Below are 21,614 nucleotides of genomic sequence, written 5' to 3'. Positions count from 1 at the left end.
ATGATCACCCGTCCACCGGAATCCCATGACGATGAACATCATGGTGCGCGTGCGCATTTCCTGCAGGTGTTCCTTTCCCAGCGTTCGCAAATGGAAGCGCTGGTGAGCCGTCGTGTCGGGTGTCGGGCGACGGCTGCGGACCTGGTGCAGGACTTGTTCCTGCGTTTCTGGCGTCGGCCGCTGGTGCAGGTCGAAGAGCTCAGCACTTACCTGTTGCGTTGCGCAGGCAACATCGCCATCGACCATTTGCGCAGTGAAGGCACGCGGGTGCGGGTCAACGAGGGCTGGATGCCGGATCAACCCGACAGCCACGGCAGCGAACCGCAAGCGGCGTTGGAGGCGGGCAACGACTTGCGTCACGTCGAAGCGGCGTTGCGTGCGCTGCCTGAGCGCACGCGGCAGATTTTTTTGCTGAACCGTATTCACGGGCGCAAATACGCCGAGATCGCCAAGGCCATGGGTTTGTCCCAAAGCGCCGTGGAAAAACATATGATGCGCGCCCTCGAGGCTTGCAAGGCCAGCCTGCGGGAACCCGAACCGCGCACGCCAGGGAAAGCACCGTGAACAACACAGAACGCGTCACCCCGACGCCCGCCCAGGAGCAGGCGGCCTTCGCCTGGCTGAGTCTGTTGCATGACCAGCCGAGCAGCGGCGATCAGGTCACCTTCAGCCATTGGCTACAGGCCGACCCGGCCCATGCCGAGGCTTACGCCCAGGCGCAAGTGGTGTGGGAGTTGACCGAAACACCGGCCCGAACGTTGGCCGATGAAGACGCGTTTGCCTTGCAGGGTTACCTCAACGCCATGAATCGCTCGCGCCGTACCCGCGTTCGGCGTTGGTCTGGTGCCTTGGCGATGGCCGCGTGTCTGGTGCTGATGATCGGCTTCGGTGCTGGCTGGCAGCCGTCGCGCTGGATCGATGATCTGGGCGCGGACTATGTGTCGGCGCCGGGGGAAATTCGCACCGTCACGCTGGCGGATCAGTCACAAGTCACCTTGGACGCCGACAGTGCAATTGCCGTGGATTTCAGTCGTGGCGAGCGGCACGTTCAGCTGCGGCGCGGCGCTGGATTTTTCAGCGTGACCCACACCGGCGATCCGTTTGTGGTGGACGCTGAAAAAGGCCAGGCGCGGGTACTGGGGACTCAGTTCGAAGTGCGTCTGCAACCGCACGGCGCTCAGGTCACGGTGTTGTCCGGGCGGGTGGGTGTGACGGCTGACAAAAACGCCGCGCAACAAATCCTCACCGCTGGCCAGCAAGTGGCGTATGGCGAGGGTTCGGCGGAAAAACTTCATAGCGTCGACAGCGAAGCGCAGTTGGCGTGGCGTCAGGGTTGGCTCAATTACTACAAGGCGACACTCGCCGACGTGGTGCAAGACCTGGGACGTTATTACCCGGGACGGATTGTGCTGCTCAACGACGAACTCGCGGCGCGGCGGGTCAGTGGCAGCTTTCCGAGCAAGGATCCGCAAGCGGTGTTGAGTTCGTTGCAAGGGGTGTTGGGGTTTGAGCAGCACAAGGTTCTGGGGCATCTGATTATTCTTCGTTGAGACGACTGACGCCGCATGGTCCGAGTAAAAATATTTTCAACTTTCTGGTGAGGTAAACCCCGACGCCATCCGTGTAGTGACTGAAACTGCGAGTCATTCGCATCCGTAGCGGTTCTACACAGGTCATGAGCAATGAAGTCCAGGGCGAAATCGGGTTCGGTCAAACAATGGTTGGGTACATGTGCCTTGAGCTTTTCGGCGTTGGCGCTGCTGCCGTTGAGTATGGCGGTGGCGGCTGAGGCCGGCAGTGCCCGACAGAGTGCGCCGTTCAGCTTCGCAATGGCTGCCAAACCGCTGCCCCAGGCCTTGAGCGACTTCAGCCGGATCACCGGCATCAGCGTGGTCTACACCGATGAGGCGCCGTACGGTCTAACCGCCCCGGCGATCAATGGTCAGTTGAGCGCCGAACAGGCGATGCAGCGTTTGCTCAGCGATTCGGGTTTCACCTTCCGTCGCACCGACGGCCACACATGGGTGCTGGAGCCGTTACCTACCGATGGCGCCTTGAACCTGGGCGCGACCACCATCACCTCGGTGGCTGATCAATCCATGAGTTATCAGCCGCCGCCCACCAGTTCGGTGATGCGCTCATCGGCCTTGCTTCAGGAAACCCCTCAGACCGTCAACGTGGTTCCGGCTCAGGTCATTCGCGATCAAGCGCCGCGCAATCTGGATGACGCGCTGGCCAACGTCAGCGGCATCACTCAAGGCAACACACTGGCGAGCACTCAGGACTCGGTGATGACTCGCGGTTTTGGCGACAACCGTAACGGCTCGATCATGCGCGACGGCATGCCGATCGTGCAGGGCCGTGGCATGAATGCGACCGTGGACCGGGTCGAAGTGCTCAAGGGCCCGGCCTCGCTTCTTTACGGCATTCAAGACCCCGGCGGTGTGGTCAACATGGTCAGCAAAAAGCCCGAGCTTGAGCAATACAACGCCCTGACCCTGCGTGGCTCGACCTACGGCGAGGGCAAAAACGGCAGCGGTGGCGGCCTCGACAGCACCGGCGCGTTGGGTGATTCCGGGTTGGCCTATCGCATGGTGCTGGACCATGAAGACGAAGATTACTGGCGCAACTTCGGCACGCACCGCGAGACATTGGTAGCGCCGTCACTGGCCTGGTTCGGCGAAAGCACCCAGCTGCTGTTCTCCTACGAACACCGTGAGTTTCTGACCCCGTTCGACCGTGGCACGGTCATCGACCCGCGTGACAATCATCCGCTGGACATCTCCCGCGAGCGTCGCCTCGACGAGCCCTTCAACAACATGGAGGGCCGCTCGGACCTCTATCACTTCGAGGCCGATCACGAGCTCAACGACAATTGGAAAGCCCACTTCGGTTATAGCTGGAACCGCGAAACCTACGACGCCAGCCAGGTGCGCATCACCGCCATCGACACCAAGAAAGGCACCTTGACTCGCAGCATGGACGGCACTCAGAACGCGATCAGCACCGACCGCTTCACCACCGCCAGCCTTGAAGGCAATGTCCAGCTCGCGGGAATGAAGCACGACCTGGTGTTCGGCGTCGATGACGAGTACCGCAAGATCTACCGCGAAGACCTGATCCGCCAGAAAAGCCTGAGCACCTTCAGCTACCTCAACCCGGTCTACGGCCGTGAAGTCGCTGGCACCACTGTCAGCCCGGCGGACAGCGCGCAGACCGATGAACTGCGCAGCGATTCGGTATTCCTCCAAGACTCGATCCACCTGACCGATCAATGGATTTTCGTCGCAGGGGCGCGCTTCCAGGAATACGACCAGTACGCCGGCAAAGGCGTGCCGTTCAAGGCCAACACCGACAGCAACGGCCAGAAATGGGTGCCTCGCGCCGGCCTGGTGTATCGCTACACCGATGAACTGTCGTTCTACGGCAGCTACACCGAATCCTTCAAACCCAACTCGACCATTGCGCCATTGAGCGGTAGCAGCACCGTGCTGGACGGCAGCATCGCGCCGGAAGAAGCCAAGTCCTGGGAAATCGGCGCCAGGCTTGACATGCCGGGCCGCGTCACCGGTAATGTCGGGCTGTTCGACATCAAGAAACGCAACGTGCTGGTGGCCAACTCCGAAGGCCCCGTGACGATCTACAGCGCCGCCGGCGAAGTGCGTTCCCGTGGTCTGGAAGTGGACTTGAGCGGTCAGCTGAGTGATCGCTGGAGCATGATCGGCAGCTATGCCTACACCGATGCCGAAGTCACCGAAGACCCGATCTACAAAGGCAAAAAACTGCAAAACGTCGCGAAGAACAGCGGCTCACTGTCGGCGGTATATGATTTTGGCACCATCGTCGGTGGTGATCAGTTGCGGGTTGGCGCGGGGGCGCGGTATGTCGGTGAGCGAGCGGGGAACGCCGTGAACGATTTCGACTTGCCGAGCTACACCGTGGCCGATGCGTTCGCCACGTACGACACCAAAGTCGAAGGGCAGAAGGTCAAGTTCCAGCTCAACGTGAAGAACCTGTTTGACCGCACCTACTACACCTCGGCGGCGAGTCGGTTTTTTGTATCGATGGGGGATTCGCGGCAGATTTCGTTGTCGAGCACGTTGGAGTTCTAGGACGAGTTTAAGATCGACCCCTCATCGGAACGCCGCCCGCCCATCCCTCTCCCCACGGGGGAGAGGGAGCAGATCTCCAAGCCTTTCAAATCCTGAGTTCGACTCGATATTTCAGGTCGATGTAGCTCTACAAACAACTCGGTCAGTCCCCTCTACCCCCTGGGGAGAGGGTTAGGGTGAGGGGTGGATCTAAATGACACCACGCCAACATAGAAACCTACCGCAAAAACGCCTGCCGATACTCGCCGGGCGTTCCACCTAATGCCTGACGAAACCGATTGGTGAAATGACTCGCACTGGCAAACCCACACGCCAACGCAATTTCCCCCAACGGCTGCGACGTCGAACGCAACAACTCCCGCGCCCGGCTCAGTCTGCGAGCCAACACATACTGATGCGGCGGCAACCCAAAGCTCTCGCGAAACATCCGCGCAAAGTGGTATTCGGATAGCGCACACAACGCAGCCAACTGCCCCAGGCTGATGGCCTCGGCCAATTGGTTGTCGATGAACTCCACCAACTGCCGCCGCTGATGCGCTGCCAATCCGCCTTTGAGCCGCAAGCCCTCACGCATTCCAACCTGGCCGAGCAGTACATGGCTGAGCATTTCATGGGCCAGGCTGCTGGTGAGCACGCGTTCGCCGGGCTCGTCCCAGTTGAGTGTGAGCATTTGCCGAAAGCGCCGGGCTTGCGCCGGGTCGTCCAGAAAGGTGGCTTCGCGCAACTGCAGCTCGCGAGGTTCTCGGTCCAGCAACGTAACGCAGCCGAGGGCAAATTGTTCGGGGCTGAAATACACATGGGCCAGGCGAATGTCACCGTTGATCACCCAGCCCGATTGATGCTCGGCCGGCAGGATGCACAGCTTGTCGGGGCCACCCTTGGTGTCAGGCTGGTCGCGACGAAAGGTTCCGGTGCCGCCGGCGATGTAGCAGGACAAGGTGTGATGGCTCGGCGCTTCGTAATCCTGGGCGTCGTGATGGTTGCTCCACAAGGCTGCAGCCATGCCGTCACCGAGCTCGGCGCTGTGCTCGAGGCGAGCATTGGGCGAGCGGTTGAGGGCTTGAAAGACTTGCAGGGTTTCCAGTGCGGGCATGATGGCTTCTCTCCGACGCCTTGCATCCTACTCCGTAGCCGTTCGGCTGCCAGCCTGTGGCCGGACAAAAGCGCAAGTTTATGCAAGTGCGAAAGCCCTTGGCGCAGGACACTGAAGGCCTATTCAGGAGTCTTTGCCATGAACCTTTCGTTGTATCTGCTGACCGTGCTGATCTGGGGCACCACCTGGATTGCCTTGAAATGGCAATTGGGCGTGGTGGCGATTCCGGTGTCGATCGTCTATCGCTTCGGCCTCGCGGCGTTGGTGCTGTTCGTGGTGCTGCTGCTGAGTCGCCGCCTGCAAGTGATGAACCGTCGCGGGCATCTGATTTGCCTGGCACAAGGGTTGTGCCTGTTCTGCATCAACTTCATGTGCTTCCTGACTGCCAGCCAGTGGATACCCAGTGGTCTGGTCGCGGTGGTGTTTTCTACCGCCACGTTGTGGAACGCACTCAATGCACGCGTGTTTTTCGGCCAGAAAGTCGCTCGCAATGTGCTGATGGGCGGTGCGCTGGGGCTGCTTGGGCTTGGCCTGTTGTTCTGGCCTGAGGTGGCGGGCCACACCGCGAGCCCGCAAACCTTGCTCGGGTTGGGCCTGGCATTGCTCGGGACACTGTGCTTCTCAGCGGGCAACATGCTATCGAGCCTGCAACAGAAAGCCGGGCTCAAGCCGCTGACCACCAACGCCTGGGGCATGGCCTATGGCGCGGCCATGCTGTCGGCGTGGTGCCTGGTCAAAGGCATTCCGTTCGACATGGAATGGAACACGCGCTACATCGGCTCGCTGCTGTACCTGGTGATTCCGGGTTCGGTGATCGGTTTCACTGCCTACCTGACGTTGGTCGGGCGGATGGGGCCGGAACGTGCAGCCTATTGCACCGTATTGTTCCCCGTCGTGGCGCTGAACGTGTCGGCGTTTGCCGAAGGCTATCAATGGACCGCGCCCGCCTTGATGGGTTTGGTGTTGGTGATGCTGGGCAATGTGCTGGTGTTTCGTAAGCCCAGGGCGGCGATGGTGCAGGGGAACGGCAAGCTGGCCTGAGAGGCATGATGGTTGAGCGTTGAGGCCACTCAGCGCTCAGTTCTGATGGCTATAAATACCAGCAAAGGCAATATGAAATCGACGATATGCCGAGCCCAGTCTTTCGCGTTCCAGATTTGTGATTCATCCATGTTGAACCATTCAACACCGACCACTTGCAGGCAGATGTAATAAACAAATAGGGCGATCAATAATCCAACAATTGCAAATTTCTTCGCCTCATGAAAGTCTTCGGAAGAAGCATTTATGTTTCTATGAAGATGATAAGCGCCTAGTAAGCAGAAAGCAGTATAGGTGACTTCAAGAGTAATAATTATCCAGTAGATTCGGTGGTGCAACATGGGTGAGGTAATTGCCCTGTAGCTCAGGTTCAGGTTTTCTCGGGTGGTGTCCATGCTAAGGACGTGACCGACATATTCATAGTTTGAAGCGTAGTCGGTGAAGTTGCTGTACATCACTAGCAGGCCAAAGAAGCTTATATAGGTCATCAGTATGACTTTGCTGTATCTGATGATCTTGTCGGTTGTAATGTTGTTCAAGGTTGTCGCTCTCCATAACTAATAGTCCGTGGTTCGGGTAAGTAGTGGAGAGTCTATAGTGCCTATTTTGTTTTCGTTGGTAGACTGAATTTCAAGTTGTGTATGGGGGCGGCAGGCGTTTAAAACGCCTGCCTGTTTTTAGTTAACCTTTCCAGACTTGTGGGTTCACCAGATCTTGCGGTCGCTCACCCAGCAAGGCGCTGCGCAAGTTAGCCAAGGCACGGTTGCCCATGGCTTCGCGGGTTTCATGAGTCGCCGAGCCAATGTGCGGCAATGTCACCGCGTTTTTCAGTTGGAACAAGGGGGACTCGGCCAGCGGTTCTTTCTCATAAACGTCCAGCCCGGCGCCGCGAATCCGGTTGTTTTGCAGCGCTTCGATCAGGGCAGGTTCGTCTACCACCGGGCCGCGGGCAATGTTCACCAGAATCGCGCTTGGTTTCATCAATGCCAGTTCACGATGGCTGATCAGGTGTCTGGTTTTTTCGCTGAGTGGCACTACCAGGCAGACAAAATCGGCTTCGGCCAGCAGTTGATCAAGGCTGCGGAACTGCGCGCCGAGTTGTTGCTCCAGCTCGGTCTTGCGGCTGTTGCCGCTGTAGAGGATCGGCATGTTGAAGCCCAGTCGGCCACGTCGGGCGATGGCCGCGCCGATGTTGCCCATGCCGACGATGCCCAGGGTTTTGCCGTGTATATCGCAGCCGAACAATGGCGCGCCGACGGTGGCTTGCCACTGGCCGGCTTTGGTCCAGGCGTCCAGTTCGGCGACGCGGCGGGCGCTGCTCATCAGCAGGGCGAAGGCCAGGTCGGCGGTGCTTTCAGTGAGGACGTCGGGGGTGTTGGTGAGCATGATCCCGCGTTCGTTGAAGTAGGCGACATCGTAGTTGTCGTAGCCGACCGAGACGCTGGAGACGACTTCCAGTTTGGCGGCGTTTTCCAGTTGTGCGCGACCGAGTTTGCGACCGACGCCGATCAGGCCGTGGGCGTGGGGCAGGGCTTCGTTGAATTGGGCGTTGATGTCGCCGTTTTTCGGGTTTGGCACGATGACGTCGAAGTCTTGCTGCAGGCGTTCGATCATTTCGGGGGTGATGCGGCTGAAGGCGAGGACGGTCTTTTTCATGGGGTGAGGGCTCGTCGGGCTTGGAGAATGCCAAGCACGCTAACATTCTTCTTTGGATTTGGGCGAGGTTGTTGGGCGCTTTTGTCCTTGGCGGCCTTTGGGCCGACCATGTTCTGGGTTGATGGTGTACATATCCGTTGCTGCGGTAACGGCGGCTTAGGGTTTCGCCCTTACGGCGAGTCACTTTTTCAAACGACAAAAAGTAACCAAAAGTCTTCGCCCCGAGCGTCCGGCCCCTCGCTTAGGCTCGGCGTTCCTTCGTTCCGGTATCCATCCGGGGACACTGCCCTCCGGTCTGCTGCGCGACGACCTACATGCAGCGTGTTCGACTGCGTCGAACGGCGCTGTGCGCCACTCCCCGGATGCACACCTCCACTCAGCCTACCGAGGGGGCGGGTGGATCAAGATCAAGGGCTGCAGGCGAGCTAACGCTCGGCCTGTTGAGTGGTGAGAAGCAAGGCGGGTATGCGCTGCTTTGCTTTTTGTGGGAGCGAGCCTGCTCGCGAAGGCGGCCTGACAGCCGATCACTATCTTGCAGATGTACCCAATTCAACTGTAGGAGCGAGCCTGCTCGCGATGACGGAGTGTCAATCGCCATCAATGTTGAATGTTAGACCGCTATCGACCGTGAAATCAGTTCGCCACCCGAACCCCGCCCATGCTCCCGCTCAATTCATACGCCACCAACTCCGCCTGATGCGCCGCCAAGATTTCCGGCAACGACCCGCGCAAGTACTCGACCCACGTCTTGATCTTCGCATCCAGATACTGCCGCGACGGATAGATCGCATACAGATTCAATTCCTGCGACCGGTAGTTCGGCATCACCCGCACCAGCGTCCCGTTGCGCAACCCTTCAATCGCTGCATACACCGGCAACACGCCAACCCCCATGCCGCTGGTGATTGCCGTCTTCATGGCGTCAGCAGAGTTCACCAGAAACGGCGAGCTATTAATGGTGACCATTTCCTGGCCTTCCGGGCCGTCGAAGGTCCATTTCTCCAGCGGAATCACTGGGCTTACCAAACGCAGGCACGCGTGGTTCAGCAGATCGCTGGGCTTCTGCGCGCAGCCGTTGGCTTTCACGTAAGCGGGCGAAGCACAGACGATGCTGTAGGTGATGCCCAAACGCTGGGAGACGAAGCCCGAGTCTGGCAGTTCGCTGGCGAGGACGATGGACACGTCGTAGCCCTCGTCCAGCAGGTCCGGTACGCGGTTGGCCATGGTCAGGTCGAAGGTGACGTCGGGGTGGGTCTTGCGGTAGCGGGCGATGGCGTCGATCACGAAGTGCTGACCGATGCCGGTCATAGTGTGCACCTTGAGTTGCCCGGCCGGGCGGGCGTGGGCGTCGCTGGCTTCGGCTTCGGCTTCTTCGACGTAGGCCAGGATCTGCTCGCAGCGCAATAGATAGCGTTTGCCTGCTTCGGTCAGGGCGATGCGTCGGGTGGTGCGGTTGAGCAGGCGGGTTTGCAGGTGGGCTTCCAGGTTGGAGACCGCGCGCGAAACGTTGGCCGTCGTGGTGTCGAGTTGTACGGCGGCGGCGGTGAAGCTGCCGGCCTCGGCCACGTAACTGAAGGCGCGCATGTTTTGCAAAGTGTCCATGGGGTGCTCTCGGAGGCGATGGCAAATTGTGACACGAAGTTACGGGGGCTGAGACCCCGACCAACGGATTATCGCGTTAACGGTAACAAAGATTCACAGGATTCCCAGCTTATCGCCAACAAAGCCGACCCCTAGAATTGTGCACCTCAGGAACAACTCCCCACCTCAGGAAATCGCAGCAGTGCCGCGTCGCATCAACAGAGCGCTTCAGACGCTCAGTGTTTTGGCTTTAACCCTGGCAATCAGCGGCTGCATCGGTACCGGAGGTATTGCCCCGCAGGGCAAGGCACTGGAGGCCGATTCATTGGCCACCGACGAAGCCATCCAGAACGCTGCACAGGACGCTCACTGGCCTACCGCCCAATGGTGGCAGGCCTATGGCGACCCGCAATTGAATCGCTGGATCGACCTCGCCCTGCAAGGCAGCCCGACCATGGCCATGGCGGCGGCGCGAGTGCGTCAGGCCAAATCCATGGCCGGGATTGCCGAGTCCGCGGAGTCGCTGCAGATCAATGGCGAATCCACGCTCAAACGCCACAACTGGCCCACCGATCAGTTCTACGGGCCGGGCGAATTGGCCAACACCACCACGTGGGACAACAACGCTGCGCTGGGCTTCAGCTATGCCCTCGACCTTTGGGGCCGCGAAAGCAACGCTACCGAGCGCGCCGTGGACATGGCTCACATGACAGCCGCCGAAGCGCGTCTGGCCCAGCTCGAATTGCAGAACAACATCGTGCGCGCTTACATCGAGCTGTCGTTGCATTACGCGCAACGGGACATCGTCGCCGCGACCCTGAAGCAGCAGCAGCAAATCCTCGACCTCGCGCAAAAGCGCCTGAACGGTGGCATCGGCACCCATTTTGAAGTCAGTCAGGCTGAAACGCCGCTGCCGGAAACCCACCGTCAGATCGATGCACTGGACGAAGAAATCGCCCTGAGCCGCAACCAGCTCGCAGCACTTGCGGGCAAAGGTCCGGGGGAGGGCGCGCAGTTGCAGCGGCCAACGTTGTCATTGGGCGCGGCACTGAAGTTGCCATCGACCTTGCCCGTGCAACTGCTCGGTCAACGGCCGGACGTGGTCGCCAGTCGCTGGCAAGTGGCAGCGCAGGCGCGGGGTATAGATGTTGCGCATGCCGGGTTCTACCCCAACGTAGATCTGGTCGGCAGTCTCGGCTACATGGCCACCGGCGGCGGGGCGCTGGAGTTTTTGACCAGCAAGAAGCTCAACTACAGCGTCGGCCCGGCCATCTCGTTGCCGATCTTCGACGGCGGCCGTTTGCGCTCGGAGCTGGGCGAAGCCTCGGCCGGTTATGACATCGCCGTGGCCAAGTACAACCAGACGCTGGTCAACGCGCTGAAAAACATCTCCGACCAGTTGATCCGCCGCGAATCCATGGACAAGCAGCAAACCTTCGCCGCCGAGTCGGTGGCCACGGCCCAGAAGACGTACGACATCGCGATGATCGCCTACCAGCGCGGGCTCACCGACTACCTCAACGTGCTCAATGCCCAGACCTTGTTGTTCAAACAGCAGCAGGTCCAGCAACAGGTTCAGGCGGCGCGACTGAGTGCTCATGCGGAATTGGTAACGGCATTGGGCGGTGGATTGGGCGCGGGTAACGACGTGCCGAAAGACAGCCAGACCGCCGTACCGAAAACCCCGATGCTTCTTAAGTGAACACAAAACCTCACCTGACTGAATATCGATGAACAGGATTCCATGACTCCCTTGCCCGCACCTTTGCGCTGGCTGTATTCCCTTGAATGGCGCCGGGGTTTCTTCGACTGGGCGCGCAGCGATGGCGTGACCTGGGTGTACATTTTCAAGGTGCTGTTCGCCGCGTTCCTGACCCTGTGGCTGGCCATGCGCCTGGAGTTGCCGCAGCCGCGCACGGCGATGATCACTGTGTTCATCGTCATGCAGCCGCAAAGCGGTCACGTGTTCGCCAAGAGTTTTTATCGCTTTCTGGGCACGTTGGCCGGGTCGGCGGTGATGGTCGCGCTGATTGCCTTGTTTGCGCAGAACACCGAGCTGTTCCTCGGTTCGCTGGCGATCTGGGTCGGTATCTGTTCGGCCGGTGCTGCGCGTTATCGCAACTTCCGCGCCTATGGTTTTGTGCTCGCCGGGTACACCGCGGCGATGGTCGGTTTGCCGGCCTTGGCGCACCCGGATGGCGCGTTTATGGCGGCGGTCTGGCGGGTGCTGGAGATTTCCCTGGGGATTCTCTGTGCCACCGTGGTCAGCGCCGCGATCCTGCCGCAAACCGCCAGCGCCGCGATGCGCAACGCCTTGTACCAGCGCTTCGGCGTGTTCGCCTTGTTCGTCACCGACGGCTTGCGCGGTCGCAGCAAACGGGACGCTTTTGAGGCGAGCAACGTGCGCTTCATCGCCGAGGCTGTGGGGCTGGAAGGACTGCGCAGCGTCACCGTGTTTGAAGACCCGCACATGCGTCGGCGCAACGGTCGGCTGAGTCGCTTGAACAGCGAATTCATGGGCATCACCACGCGGTTCAATGCCTTGCACCAGTTGCTCGAACGCTTGCGCAGCAGCGGCACCGATCATGTGGTGGCGGCGATCAAACCGGGTTTGCAGGACCTCGCCGAACTGCTCGACGGCTTCAGCGGCCGTGCGCTGACCAACGCCGATGCGGGCCGTCTGGTCATCGCGCTGAGCGCCTATAAAGAAGGTCTGCCAACACGCGTTCGCAGCTTGCGAGCGGTTTTTCAAGAGAGCAATCCGAGCGACGCCGAGCAGCTGGATTTTCATACCGCGTATGAACTGCTTTATCGCTTCGTCGACGATTTGCACAGTTATGCACAGACCCACGCGTCGCTGGCCGATCACAGCCATGCGCGCGAGCAATGGGATGAGCCGTTCACCCCGCAAACCAACTGGATGGCGTCGGCCGCCTCGGGGATTCGCGCGGCGTTCATTCTGGTGGTTTTGGGCAGCTATTGGGTCGCAACGGCGTGGCCGAGCGGTGCGACGATGACCCTGATTGCCGCCGCGACCGTGGGGCTCTCGGCGGCGACACCGAATCCAAAACGCATGGCGTTTCAGATGGCTTGCGGGACATTTCTCGGGGCCCTGATCGGCTTCGTCGAGATGTTTTTCATCTTCCCCTGGATCGACGGTTTTCCGTTGCTCTGCGTGATGCTCGCACCGGTGATCGTGCTCGGTTCGTTCCTCACTTCCCGGCCGCAATATGCGGGCGTAGGGCTTGGTTTGCTGATCTTCTTCAGCACCGGTTCGGTGCCGGACAACCTCACCGTTTACAACCCTTACGCCTTTATTAACGACTACATCGCCATGGTGCTCGGCATGCTGGTCTGCGCGGCGGCCGGGGCGATCATCCTGCCGCCCAACAGTCGCTGGTTGTGGCGTCGGCTGGAGCAGGATTTGCGTGGCCAGGTGGTGTACGCCATCAGCGGCAAACTCAAGGGGTTGGCGTCGAGTTTCGAAAGCAGCACCCGCGACCTGCTGCATCAGGCCTACGGTCTCGCGGCAGGGCAGCCGCAGGTGCAACGGGACTTGCTGCGCTGGATGTTCGTGGTGCTGGAAGTCGGCCACGCGATCATCGAGTTGCGCAAGGAACAGGCGATCCTGCCGGTGCATCCGGCCTATGCCGAATCCCAGCCGTGGCGTCAGGCGATCCGGGTGATGGGGCGCTCGCTGGTGCGGCTGTTTCTGCAACCGAGCCAGAGCAATCTGGAGCGTGGACTGATCGCCGTCGATCACGCGATCAGCCGCGTGCAAGCCACCGACGAACCTTTCGCGCCGCACTTCGACACCTCGGCCCTGCGCCGGGTGAAGAGCTACCTGCACTTCATCCGCACTTCGTTGCTGGACCCGCAATCACCGCTGGCCGCCTACGCAATTGCCAAGCCCCAAGGAGTTGAACATGCCTCGTGAAATCGCCTTCCACGGCGTGTACATGCCGACCATGACCCTGATGTTTTTCATCGCGGCGGCGCTGGCCTGGGCACTTGACCGGTTCCTGTCCGGGTTCGATCTGTACCGCTTCTTCTGGCACCCGGCGCTGCTGCGCCTGAGCCTGTTTACCTGTTTGTTCGGCGCCCTGGCGCTGACTGTCTACCGTTGACTCTCTATCACTGAAGAAGGCCCTGATGAAAAAGCTTTTCAGCCTGCTCGCCACCCTGTTGGTGCTGGCCCTTGCGATGTGGATCGGCCGGACCCTGTGGGTGCATTACATGGACACGCCGTGGACCCGCGACGGCCGGGTACGCGCCGACATCATCAACGTCGCCGCCGACGTCACCGGGGAAGTGGTGGACGTGCCGGTGCGTGACAATCAACAGGTGAAGAAGGGTGATTTGCTGATGCGGATCGACCCCGAGCACTACCGCATTGCGGTCAAACAGGCGCAGGCGCTGGTGGCCTCGCGCAAGTCGACGTGGGAGATGCGCAAGGTCAACGCCCGTCGCCGCGCCGACATGGACAATCTGGTGATCTCCAGGGAAAACCGCGACGACGCCAGCAACATCGCCGACTCGGCCCTGGCGGATTACCAGCACGCTCAGGCACAGCTCGAAGCCGCCGAACTGAACCTCAAACGCACCGAAGTTCGCGCAGCGGTGGACGGGTACGTGACCAACCTCAATGTGCATCGCGGTGACTACGCGCGCATCGGTGAGGCGAAAATGGCGGTGGTCGACATGAACTCGTTCTGGGTCTACGGCTTCTTCGAAGAAACCAAACTGCCCCACGTGCGGATCGGCGATAAAGCCGACATGCAGTTGATGAGTGGGGAAGTGTTGAAGGGGCATGTGGAAAGCATTTCTCGCGGCATCTACGACCGTGATAACCCGGAGAGTCGCGAGCTGATTGCAGATGTGAACCCGACCTTTAACTGGGTGCGCTTGGCGCAGCGGGTGCCGGTGCGGATTCACATTGATGAAGTGCCGGAGGGTGTGCTCTTGGCGGCGGGGATTACGTGCACGGTGGTAGTAAATCCCGCGGCTAACGGGTAACCCTGTGGCGAGGGAGCAAGCTCCCTCGCCACAAAAAGCGACCGCATCAGCCTTTGCAAAACGTCTCATGCAAATGCCGCCAAACCACTTGGCCAGACGTTTGCTTCTCAAACACCACCGTCGACCGCCGATCAGAGTGCAGCCCCGTCGCATCGGTCTGCTGCTCGCGATAACTCACCACTGCACCGCCGTCGTACAAAGCGATGCCGCGCAACTCGCTGAGCTCGATTCTGAACCCGAGTTTCTTCCCGCCCGCCATCAAAAACAATTCGCTTAACGCGTCGAAATCCAACACCCGGCCCAACGGCGAGACCATGGAAAACTGCGGTGAAAAACGCGCCAGCAACTGCTCAAGCGCCGGCTCGTCTTGATCCTCGGCCAACCATTGCTCGATGGCGACGTGGGCCCGGATCACTTCGTCAAAGTATTCGGTGTAATCGGTCATGGAAGTTGGCCCCTCAGCCCGAACCGCTTCATCAACCCCGCCTCCAGCAGCCCTTTAGGCAACAACCCCGCCAGCAACGGTAACGCCCGACTGCCATTTCCCAGACGAATCAATCGTGGTGGTTTGCTCTGCTGCACGGCCTTGAGCAAACCGCTGGCAAATTCACTGGCCGGGGTCGGGTTGTCCTGGGAGGCCTTGGCCCGTGCACGAATGCCTTCACGCAGCGGAAACCACGGCGATTGTTCGGTAATCAACTGCTCCGCCTCATGACCGGCATTCTTGGCAAAACTGGAGGCGATGGCGCCCGGCTGGACTTCCATGACCCGTACGCCAAACGGCGCCAGTTCCATGCGCAACGCATCGGTCAAGGCATGTACCGCCGCTTTCGAGGCGCAGTAGGCGCCAGCAAACGGCGTGACCAAAACCCCGGACACGCTGCCGATGTTCACCACCAGACCCTTGGCGCGACGCAGCACCGGGAACAGGGCGCGGGTGACGCCGACGATGGCGAACACGTTGGTTTCGAATTGTCGCTGCATGGCCGGCACGCCGCCGTCGAGCAACGGCCCCATGGCGCCATAACCGGCATTGTTGATCAGCACGTCGAGGCCGCCATGTTGCTGGTTGATGCGTTCGCTCAAGTGTTCCAGTGCCGCGCCGTCGTTGACGTCCAGTTGCACGGCGGTGAAACCGGCAGCGGCCAGCGCCGCCACGTCTTCATCTTTGCGGGCGCTGGCCCAGACTTCGTATCCGGCACTTTTGAACACCTCGGCGAGGGCGCGGCCAATGCCGCTGGAACAACCGGTAATCAACGCAACAGGCATGGCGCGGTCCTTGTGCAAAAAGAGGAAGGGAAGATCAATCGGAGAAACTACCTTGCAAATGCTCGGCGCGAAACTCCAGCGTTTGCGGGCGATAGCCAGGGCGCAGCGGCGGCATCGGCAAACAGTCTTCCCAGTTTGCGCCGGCCTGCAGTTCGCCAGGGCCGCGATAGCGCGGGGCGGCGTATTGATTGTCGGCCAGATTGACCGTGTCGCCCGGCGCATAGGCCGCGATGCGCCAGCGCAGTTCGGTCAGCGGCACGTCGTTGCCGTTGTTCATTTTCAGTTGCAACGGGCGATCGGCCGGGCACTGTTCTGGCGCGTAAGTGATGCGCAACTCCAGGCGCGCCAGTTGCTTGACCTCGCGGTTGTCCATCCAGATCACCCATGTTGCCACCACACCCAATCCGATGGCAGCCGCCACGGAGACCGGCAACGCCTTGGCCGGGTAGCGCAGCAACAAAATCAGCCAGGTGATGACCAGCAGGACGCCGATGAACATGTTTGAACGCTCCTTGAACTCATGACCACCATCCTACCGAAGGGCCGAAGGAATGGACATTCGTCGATCAAGGTCTGTTGCCGTTGGTCGGCACTGTAATTTCTGACAGTAGCCTGGCCTGCCCACGAACGGTTAGATGACTGCTGGCAAACAGGGGCGCGACCGGCATGCAGGCCTTGACGATGGGAATGCACCACAAAACACCCGGATTGTCCGTTGTCGACCCGCGTGGTCTGCCGATCCGTTCGATTGATTACTGGCGTGCTGACGAAAACGACCCCACTCAAGCACGCATCAACCGCACCTTTTTTGATGCCGCAGGAGGAGCGGTTGAACAGTGGGATCCTCGGCTTTGGGCGCTGCCAAAAGAAGATCCGTTGAGGCGTGCCAACCTTACGACGGTGTTTTCGCTGTCGGGTAACGCGCTGTTCACTGACAGCGTCGATGCGGGTTGGCAGCTCAACCTGTCAGGTCTGGGCAACGAGGTGTTGCTGGGATGGGACAGCCGAGGTACGCGCCGTGAGGTTGAGTACGACGACTTGCTTCGCCCCGTGGCAGTGTTCGAGCAGGGCGTGACTGAACCGCGAAGAGCTGTTGAACGCATGACCTATGGCGGTCCGGACCATGACGAGCAGAATCAATCCGGGCAGTTGATCCGTCATGACGACCCCGCCGGGACGGTGCTGTCCGAGGCGTTTTCAATCACTGGCCGGTGCGTGAAGCAAGTGCGTCACTTCACCCTGGACCCTGTTGCACCTGACTGGCCGGCGTTGGAAGCCGATCGCCAGCGGCTGCTTGAGCCGGGGGAGGGGGCCGTTTCAATGTGGAATTTCGGTCCGCTGAATGATGTGCTGGAACAGATCGATGCCAGGGGAAACCGCCAGGCCTTCAACCTGACGCTTGACGGTTGCTTGCGTGAGACGCGTCTGCAACTTCAGGGACTGACCACCTGGCAAACGCTGGTCAGCGATATCCAGTACAACGCCGAGGGAAAGGTTGAACGGGAAGTGGCGGGTAACGCTGTACAAACGACCCTCAAGTATTGCCCTGAAAACGGGCGCCTGATGGAGCGACGGGCGTACAGCGAGCATTCCGGGCCGTTGCAGCATCTGATCTACGACTATGACCGGATGGGCAATGTCCTGAGCATTGAGGACAAGGCACTGCCAGTGCGTTACTTCGCCAACCAGCGTATCGATCCGGTCAGTCGCTTTATCTATGACAGCCTTTACCAATTGATCGAGGCGTTCGGTTGGGAGGCGGGCAGCGCCAATCAGGGACCGGCATCGGTGGGGCGGGTTGATCCGGCAGCGCTCAGCAATTATCACCAGACCTACCGCTATGACGGGAGCGGCAATTTGCTAAAGCTGACGCATGTTGGCGCGCAGGGACCTGGACGTGATTTGAAGGCAGCGCGTGACAGCAATCGCTGTCTGCCCTGGCGCGACGGCGTACCGCCCACCGAGGAAGCAATCGCCGTTGCGTTCGACACTCGGGGCAATTTGCGGGAGCTGGATCAGGGACGGTCCCTGAGGTGGGACCTGCGTAACCAGTTGCAGTCGGTCAGTCCGGTGGAGCGCGCTTCCGGCCTCAATGACCGGGAGTCCTATGTCTACGATGGCGGTGGTCAGCGAGTGCGCAAGATTCGCTCGTTGCAGACCAATGCCCGAACCGTAGTGGCTGAAGTGCGTTACTTGCCGGGACTTGAACTGCGCGCCGATGACGGGGCCGGGGAGAAATTGCAGGTGATCACCGCCCAGGCGGGTCTCAACAGCGTGCGAGTGCTGCACTGGGAGACCGACTCACCGCACGGCATAAGCAACGATCAGTACCGTTACAGCCTCGTCGACCATTTGAGTTCGTGCACCGTGGAGCTTGCGGATGACGCGCGAATCATCAGCCGGGAAACCTATTACCCGTTTGGCGCAACGGCCTGGTTTGCCGGGGATGGTGTGATTGAGGTCGGTTATAAAGTCATTCGTTACTCGGGCAAGGAACGGGACGCCACCGGGCTTTACTACTACGGCCTGCGTTATTACGTGCCGTGGTTGCAGCGCTGGCTGAACCCCGATCCAAAGGGGTTCATCGATGGGCCGAACCTGTATCAGATGGTTGGTAACTCGCCGATGAATTATGTCGATAGCGACGGTGGTGGAAAGACCGAAGCTTCAGAGTTGAGCCAAAGCCTGGACAAGCAACAAGCCTTGGTCTCATCGGTTGGAGGAACCGTTTCTGATCTCAAAAATTCAATGCTTAACCACGCCTATGCGCAGCATCGGTTCAAAGCATTGGGCAGGCGAGTCGCTACCCAGCTTGTTAGCAGTGCTGTAAGTACTGCCGCTACGTCGGCAGGTACTGCGGCAGGCGGTGCCTTGGGTGGGTTGATAGGTCCGGGGGGCGCAATGCTGGGGGCAAAGGTCGGGGCGAAAGCCGGCTCCAAGGCAGCAGATGCTTTGATTTCCAAGGTGGTGGACACCTACCAACTGGATCGTCCGATCAACTTCAAGGGTAACGAAATGAACCCTAAAGCATTCATTGAACGCGTTGAGCCCAAAGAGAAACTCAGTCTTGCAACGGTAAAACTTGAGCTGTCGGCGATTGACCCGCGGACGAGTGAAGGGCGAAAGCAATTAAGGAAAAAAGTCACCACAGCGGTGGTTGATAAGGGGATCGAAAAGGTCGCCAATAAGCTGGGATCGGAGGCGCCAGGGCTGATCAAGACAGGTCGGGAGTTTTACCAGGCAACGCAAGGACTGAGCGCGGCATCACTTAGTGAGGCTTACGACGATACGCCAGCAGTGATCGATATGCTGGAGTTCAGAATGCAGGCAATCAAAACTGAATTCGCCGTTTCCGGTGGTGCAGATCCGGAAACCTTCGAGCGTATCACCGAGCTCTCGACGCAGACGCAGCAGGTGGTTCAGACGTTGAACCGACACCAGGATTTCATTGAACTTGTCGCGCCCAAGCCTTATGCCGGAAGACGACAATCACTGAATTGAGTGTCCAGGACAGCCCCCGTTCGGCAAATGTCAAAAGGCTGATGCAAGAAAAAAGCCCCCACCCAACCCGCTGCGGATGGGGAAACGCAGCGGGTTGGACGGGGGCTTCTTGTGTTACAGATCAATCACTGCGCGATGGTTTTCACCGACACGCCGCGTTCGATCGGGTTGGAACGACCGTAGATATCTTCAAACCGCTCGATATCGTCTTCGCCCAGGTAGCTGCCCGATTGCACTTCGATGATTTCCAGCGAGATCTTGCCCGGGTTGCGCAAGCGGTGGACCGAGGCGATCGGGATGTAGGTCGACTGGTTTTCAGTGAGCAGGAACACGTTTTCGTCGCAGGTCACTTCAGCAGTGCCGCTGACCACGATCCAGTGTTCGGCGCGGTGGTGGTGCATCTGCAGCGACAGGCAAGCGCCCGGTTTGACCGAGATGCGCTTGACCTGGAAGCGGCCGCCCATGTCCACCGAGTCGTAGGAACCCCACGGACGATAGACTTCGCAGTGGGTCTGGGTTTCGCTGCGGCCCAGCTCATTGAGGGTGTTGACCATCTGTTTCACGCCTTGGACCGAGTCCTTGTGGGCGATCATCATGGCGTCCTTGGTTTCGACGACCACGATGTTTTCCAGGCCGATCACCGACACCAGTTTGCCGTTGCCGTGGATCATGCAGTTTTTGCTGTCCTGAATGACCACGTCGCCTTTGGTGACGTTACCGTTGGCGTCTTTTTCGTTCACTTCCCACAGCGACGCCCAGCAGCCGACATCGCTCCAGCCCGCAGTGAGGGGTACAACGCAAGCACGTTGGGTTTTTTCCATCACCGAGTAGTCGATGGAATTGTCCGGGCAGCAAGCGAAGGTGGCGGAGTCGATGTCGACCGTGTCGGCATCCTGCTCGCTACGTTCCAGGGTCAGCACGCAGGTGTCGTAGATGTCCGGATCGTGTTTTTTCAGCTCTTCGAGGAAACGGCTGGCACGGAACAGGAACATGCCGCTGTTCCAGAAATAACCGCCGGACTCGACGAACTCGGTGGCGCGTTTCACGTCCGGTTTTTCGACGAAGTGCGAGACGCGGCTGACACCTTCGGGCAGCAGCGAATCGTTAGCCGACTTGATGTAGCCGTAGCCGGTTTCCGGTTTGGTGGCCGGTACGCCGAACAGCACCATTTCGCCGTTTTCTGCAGCGACGGTGGCCAGGGCCAGCGCGCGTTGCAGGGCTTTCTGATCTTCCAGCACGTGGTCGGCTGGCAGCACCAGCATCAACTCGTCGCGACCTTCGTTGACCAGCATCAGCGCGGTCAAGGCCACGGCTGGCGCGGTGTTGCGGCCGAACGGTTCCATCAGGATGCGCTGCACGTCCAGTTTTCGGGCGGCCAGCTGCTCGTTGACGATGAAACGGTGTTCCTTGTTGCAGACCACGATCGGGGTGTCCATGCCTTCGAACACCAGGCGTTCCAGGGTTTGCTGGAACAATGTTTGTTCGCCGGTCAGGGCGAGGAATTGCTTAGGGAATTGCTTGCGCGAAAGCGGCCAAAGACGTGAGCCACTACCACCTGACAAGATCACCGGAATCATGTTGTTACTCCTCGAAAATCGTATGGGTCAGAGCTACTGCGTTCTGTCGTTTCACTCTTGTTCTTATTCCGTGTCCGGGTAGCCCGTGGGCTACCCGACAAAATGATTAACGCGTCGAAACCGGGCGTTTTACCCAGACTGGCGCCAGGCTGCTGCCGCTGCCGGTCACGTACAGCACGGCGGCTTCACCACGTTCCAGGGCAACCGGTTTTACGTCGCCGACTTTCTTGTCGCCATCGTATAGCGCCAGGCTGACTTTAACCGGGTTGATTTCACGCTCGCCACGGCCCTTGGCGGCCACGGTCGGGACCACTTCGGTCTTGCCGTCAGCAGTTTTCAAGGTCAGGGCCTTGTCGCTGAGGTTCTGCACGCGAACCAGGGATTTCTGCTTGTTCTTGAACGGCGGCTCTTCGATCAGTTGCGGTGCGCCGCTGGCGTTGTTGACCAGGGTGTAATAGTGATCACCGGCCAGTTTCACTGGCAGGGACTGGCTACCGACCTTGGCGCTGTAGTCGCCGCCCGGCATGAAGCTGAAGTCAGTGCTGGACAGTGGCGCGACGTCGGCCAGGTTGGTGGTGCCGACGGTGGCGCTGACTTCAGCGTTACCGGCGTTGTAGACACGCACGAAGCTCGAACCTTTCGGTGCAGTCGGGCCGTAGAGTGCTGCGTCGCCAGCGAAGGCGGACATCGACAGCACGCTCATGCCAGCAACGAGAGCGAAAGTCTTGGCGAGACGGCGAGGAGTAGTAGTGAAAGTCATGGTGTACC

The 21,614-nt window shown here is 59.8% G+C and carries 18 protein-coding genes; 9 read left to right on the top strand and 9 right to left on the bottom strand.

Annotation, left to right across the window (positions count from 1 at the left end; translation table 11 throughout):
• The 3 genes from QF010_RS05630 (at nucleotide 1) to QF010_RS05620 (ending at nucleotide 4,112) form a co-directional block, all read left to right on the top strand.
• A complete protein-coding gene (locus QF010_RS05630) occupies nucleotides 1-564 on the top strand; it encodes an RNA polymerase sigma factor (protein WP_429532571.1) in 564 nt (187 codons plus the stop codon).
• Nucleotides 561-1,550 carry a FecR family protein gene (locus tag QF010_RS05625; protein ID WP_429532570.1) on the top strand — a complete coding sequence of 330 codons (990 nt, stop codon included), beginning with the start codon at nucleotides 561-563 and terminating at the stop codon, nucleotides 1,548-1,550. Before QF010_RS05630 ends, QF010_RS05625 begins: the two co-directional genes overlap by 4 nt.
• Before the next feature lie 132 nt (nucleotides 1,551-1,682).
• Entirely contained in the window at nucleotides 1,683-4,112 is a 2,430-nt protein-coding gene (locus QF010_RS05620; protein WP_429532569.1) for a TonB-dependent siderophore receptor, read from the top strand.
• A gap of 217 nt (nucleotides 4,113-4,329) precedes the next feature.
• Here QF010_RS05620 and QF010_RS05615 read toward each other — a convergent pair whose 3' ends face one another.
• Nucleotides 4,330-5,205: a helix-turn-helix domain-containing protein gene (locus QF010_RS05615; protein ID WP_429511059.1), complete on the bottom strand. Its 876-nt coding sequence runs from the start codon at nucleotides 5,203-5,205 to the stop codon at nucleotides 4,330-4,332.
• Nucleotides 5,206-5,343: 138 nt separating this feature from the next.
• Between QF010_RS05615 and QF010_RS05610 the strand changes: the two genes are divergently transcribed.
• Nucleotides 5,344-6,246: a DMT family transporter gene (locus QF010_RS05610; RefSeq protein WP_429532568.1), complete on the top strand. Its 903-nt coding sequence runs from the start codon at nucleotides 5,344-5,346 to the stop codon at nucleotides 6,244-6,246.
• Nucleotides 6,247-6,275: 29 nt separating this feature from the next.
• On the opposite strand, the gene QF010_RS05605 is transcribed toward QF010_RS05610, so the two are convergent.
• The 3 genes from QF010_RS05605 to QF010_RS05595 all read right to left on the bottom strand — a co-directional run bounded on the left by QF010_RS05605 (nucleotide 6,276) and on the right by QF010_RS05595 (nucleotide 9,504).
• Nucleotides 6,276-6,785 (bottom strand): DUF2165 family protein, encoded by a 510-nt coding sequence (locus QF010_RS05605; RefSeq protein WP_429532567.1) that lies wholly within the window; start codon nucleotides 6,783-6,785, stop codon nucleotides 6,276-6,278.
• Between the two features lie 142 nt (nucleotides 6,786-6,927).
• Complete coding sequence (locus QF010_RS05600) at nucleotides 6,928-7,902, bottom strand: 2-hydroxyacid dehydrogenase (RefSeq protein ID WP_429532566.1); 975 nt, start codon at nucleotides 7,900-7,902, stop codon at nucleotides 6,928-6,930.
• Nucleotides 7,903-8,535: 633 nt separating this feature from the next.
• Nucleotides 8,536-9,504 carry a LysR family transcriptional regulator gene (locus QF010_RS05595; RefSeq protein WP_008150590.1) on the bottom strand — a complete coding sequence of 323 codons (969 nt, stop codon included), beginning with the start codon at nucleotides 9,502-9,504 and terminating at the stop codon, nucleotides 8,536-8,538.
• A 181-nt stretch (nucleotides 9,505-9,685) separates the two neighbouring features.
• Here QF010_RS05595 and QF010_RS05590 point away from each other — a divergent pair, with 181 nt between their 5' ends.
• From QF010_RS05590 to QF010_RS05575, 4 genes are read left to right on the top strand one after another with little or no spacing between them, the layout of a single operon-like run.
• Nucleotides 9,686-11,185 (top strand): efflux transporter outer membrane subunit, encoded by a 1,500-nt coding sequence (locus tag QF010_RS05590; protein ID WP_429532565.1) that lies wholly within the window; start codon nucleotides 9,686-9,688, stop codon nucleotides 11,183-11,185.
• A gap of 42 nt (nucleotides 11,186-11,227) precedes the next feature.
• Nucleotides 11,228-13,420, top strand: coding sequence for an FUSC family protein (locus QF010_RS05585; protein WP_033060993.1), 2,193 nt, complete (start codon nucleotides 11,228-11,230; stop codon nucleotides 13,418-13,420).
• Complete coding sequence (locus tag QF010_RS05580; protein ID WP_007896379.1) at nucleotides 13,410-13,610, top strand: DUF1656 domain-containing protein; 201 nt, start codon at nucleotides 13,410-13,412, stop codon at nucleotides 13,608-13,610. The genes QF010_RS05585 and QF010_RS05580 overlap by 11 nt, the downstream gene beginning before the upstream one ends.
• A gap of 25 nt (nucleotides 13,611-13,635) precedes the next feature.
• Complete coding sequence (locus QF010_RS05575) at nucleotides 13,636-14,499, top strand: efflux RND transporter periplasmic adaptor subunit (protein ID WP_429532564.1); 864 nt, start codon at nucleotides 13,636-13,638, stop codon at nucleotides 14,497-14,499.
• A gap of 46 nt (nucleotides 14,500-14,545) precedes the next feature.
• Here QF010_RS05575 and QF010_RS05570 read toward each other — a convergent pair whose 3' ends face one another.
• Genes QF010_RS05570 through QF010_RS05560 form a run of 3 tightly spaced genes read right to left on the bottom strand, consistent with a single transcriptional unit; the run spans nucleotide 14,546 to nucleotide 16,267 of the window.
• The gene (locus QF010_RS05570; protein WP_429532563.1) at nucleotides 14,546-14,944 is read right to left on the bottom strand and encodes a DUF4440 domain-containing protein; all 399 of its coding nucleotides are present in this window, start codon (nucleotides 14,942-14,944) and stop codon (nucleotides 14,546-14,548) included.
• Nucleotides 14,941-15,768: an SDR family oxidoreductase gene (locus QF010_RS05565; protein ID WP_429532562.1), complete on the bottom strand. Its 828-nt coding sequence runs from the start codon at nucleotides 15,766-15,768 to the stop codon at nucleotides 14,941-14,943. The genes QF010_RS05570 and QF010_RS05565 overlap by 4 nt, the downstream gene beginning before the upstream one ends.
• A gap of 34 nt (nucleotides 15,769-15,802) precedes the next feature.
• Nucleotides 15,803-16,267, bottom strand: coding sequence for a hypothetical protein (locus QF010_RS05560; protein WP_033061000.1), 465 nt, complete (start codon nucleotides 16,265-16,267; stop codon nucleotides 15,803-15,805).
• A 182-nt stretch (nucleotides 16,268-16,449) separates the two neighbouring features.
• Between QF010_RS05560 and QF010_RS05555 the strand changes: the two genes are divergently transcribed.
• Nucleotides 16,450-19,269 carry an RHS repeat domain-containing protein gene (locus QF010_RS05555; protein ID WP_429532631.1) on the top strand — a complete coding sequence of 940 codons (2,820 nt, stop codon included), beginning with the start codon at nucleotides 16,450-16,452 and terminating at the stop codon, nucleotides 19,267-19,269.
• Nucleotides 19,270-19,394: 125 nt separating this feature from the next.
• Here the strand turns inward: QF010_RS05555 and QF010_RS05550 are convergent, their stop codons facing one another.
• Together QF010_RS05550 and QF010_RS05545 are read right to left on the bottom strand one after the other, a co-directional pair.
• Nucleotides 19,395-20,846 carry a mannose-1-phosphate guanylyltransferase/mannose-6-phosphate isomerase gene (locus QF010_RS05550; RefSeq protein WP_033061002.1) on the bottom strand — a complete coding sequence of 484 codons (1,452 nt, stop codon included), beginning with the start codon at nucleotides 20,844-20,846 and terminating at the stop codon, nucleotides 19,395-19,397.
• A 106-nt stretch (nucleotides 20,847-20,952) separates the two neighbouring features.
• Nucleotides 20,953-21,606, bottom strand: a complete 654-nt coding sequence (locus tag QF010_RS05545) for an alginate O-acetyltransferase AlgF (protein ID WP_033061003.1) — start codon at nucleotides 21,604-21,606, stop codon at nucleotides 20,953-20,955.
• Nucleotides 21,607-21,614: the final 8 nt, after the last annotated feature.

Source organism: Pseudomonas silensiensis, from assembly GCF_050434865.1.
Taxonomy (GTDB): domain Bacteria; phylum Pseudomonadota; class Gammaproteobacteria; order Pseudomonadales; family Pseudomonadaceae; genus Aquipseudomonas; species Aquipseudomonas fluorescens_W.
The sequence above is the reverse complement of the archived record's forward strand: the minus strand, read 5'-3'. Positions and strand labels throughout refer to the sequence as shown.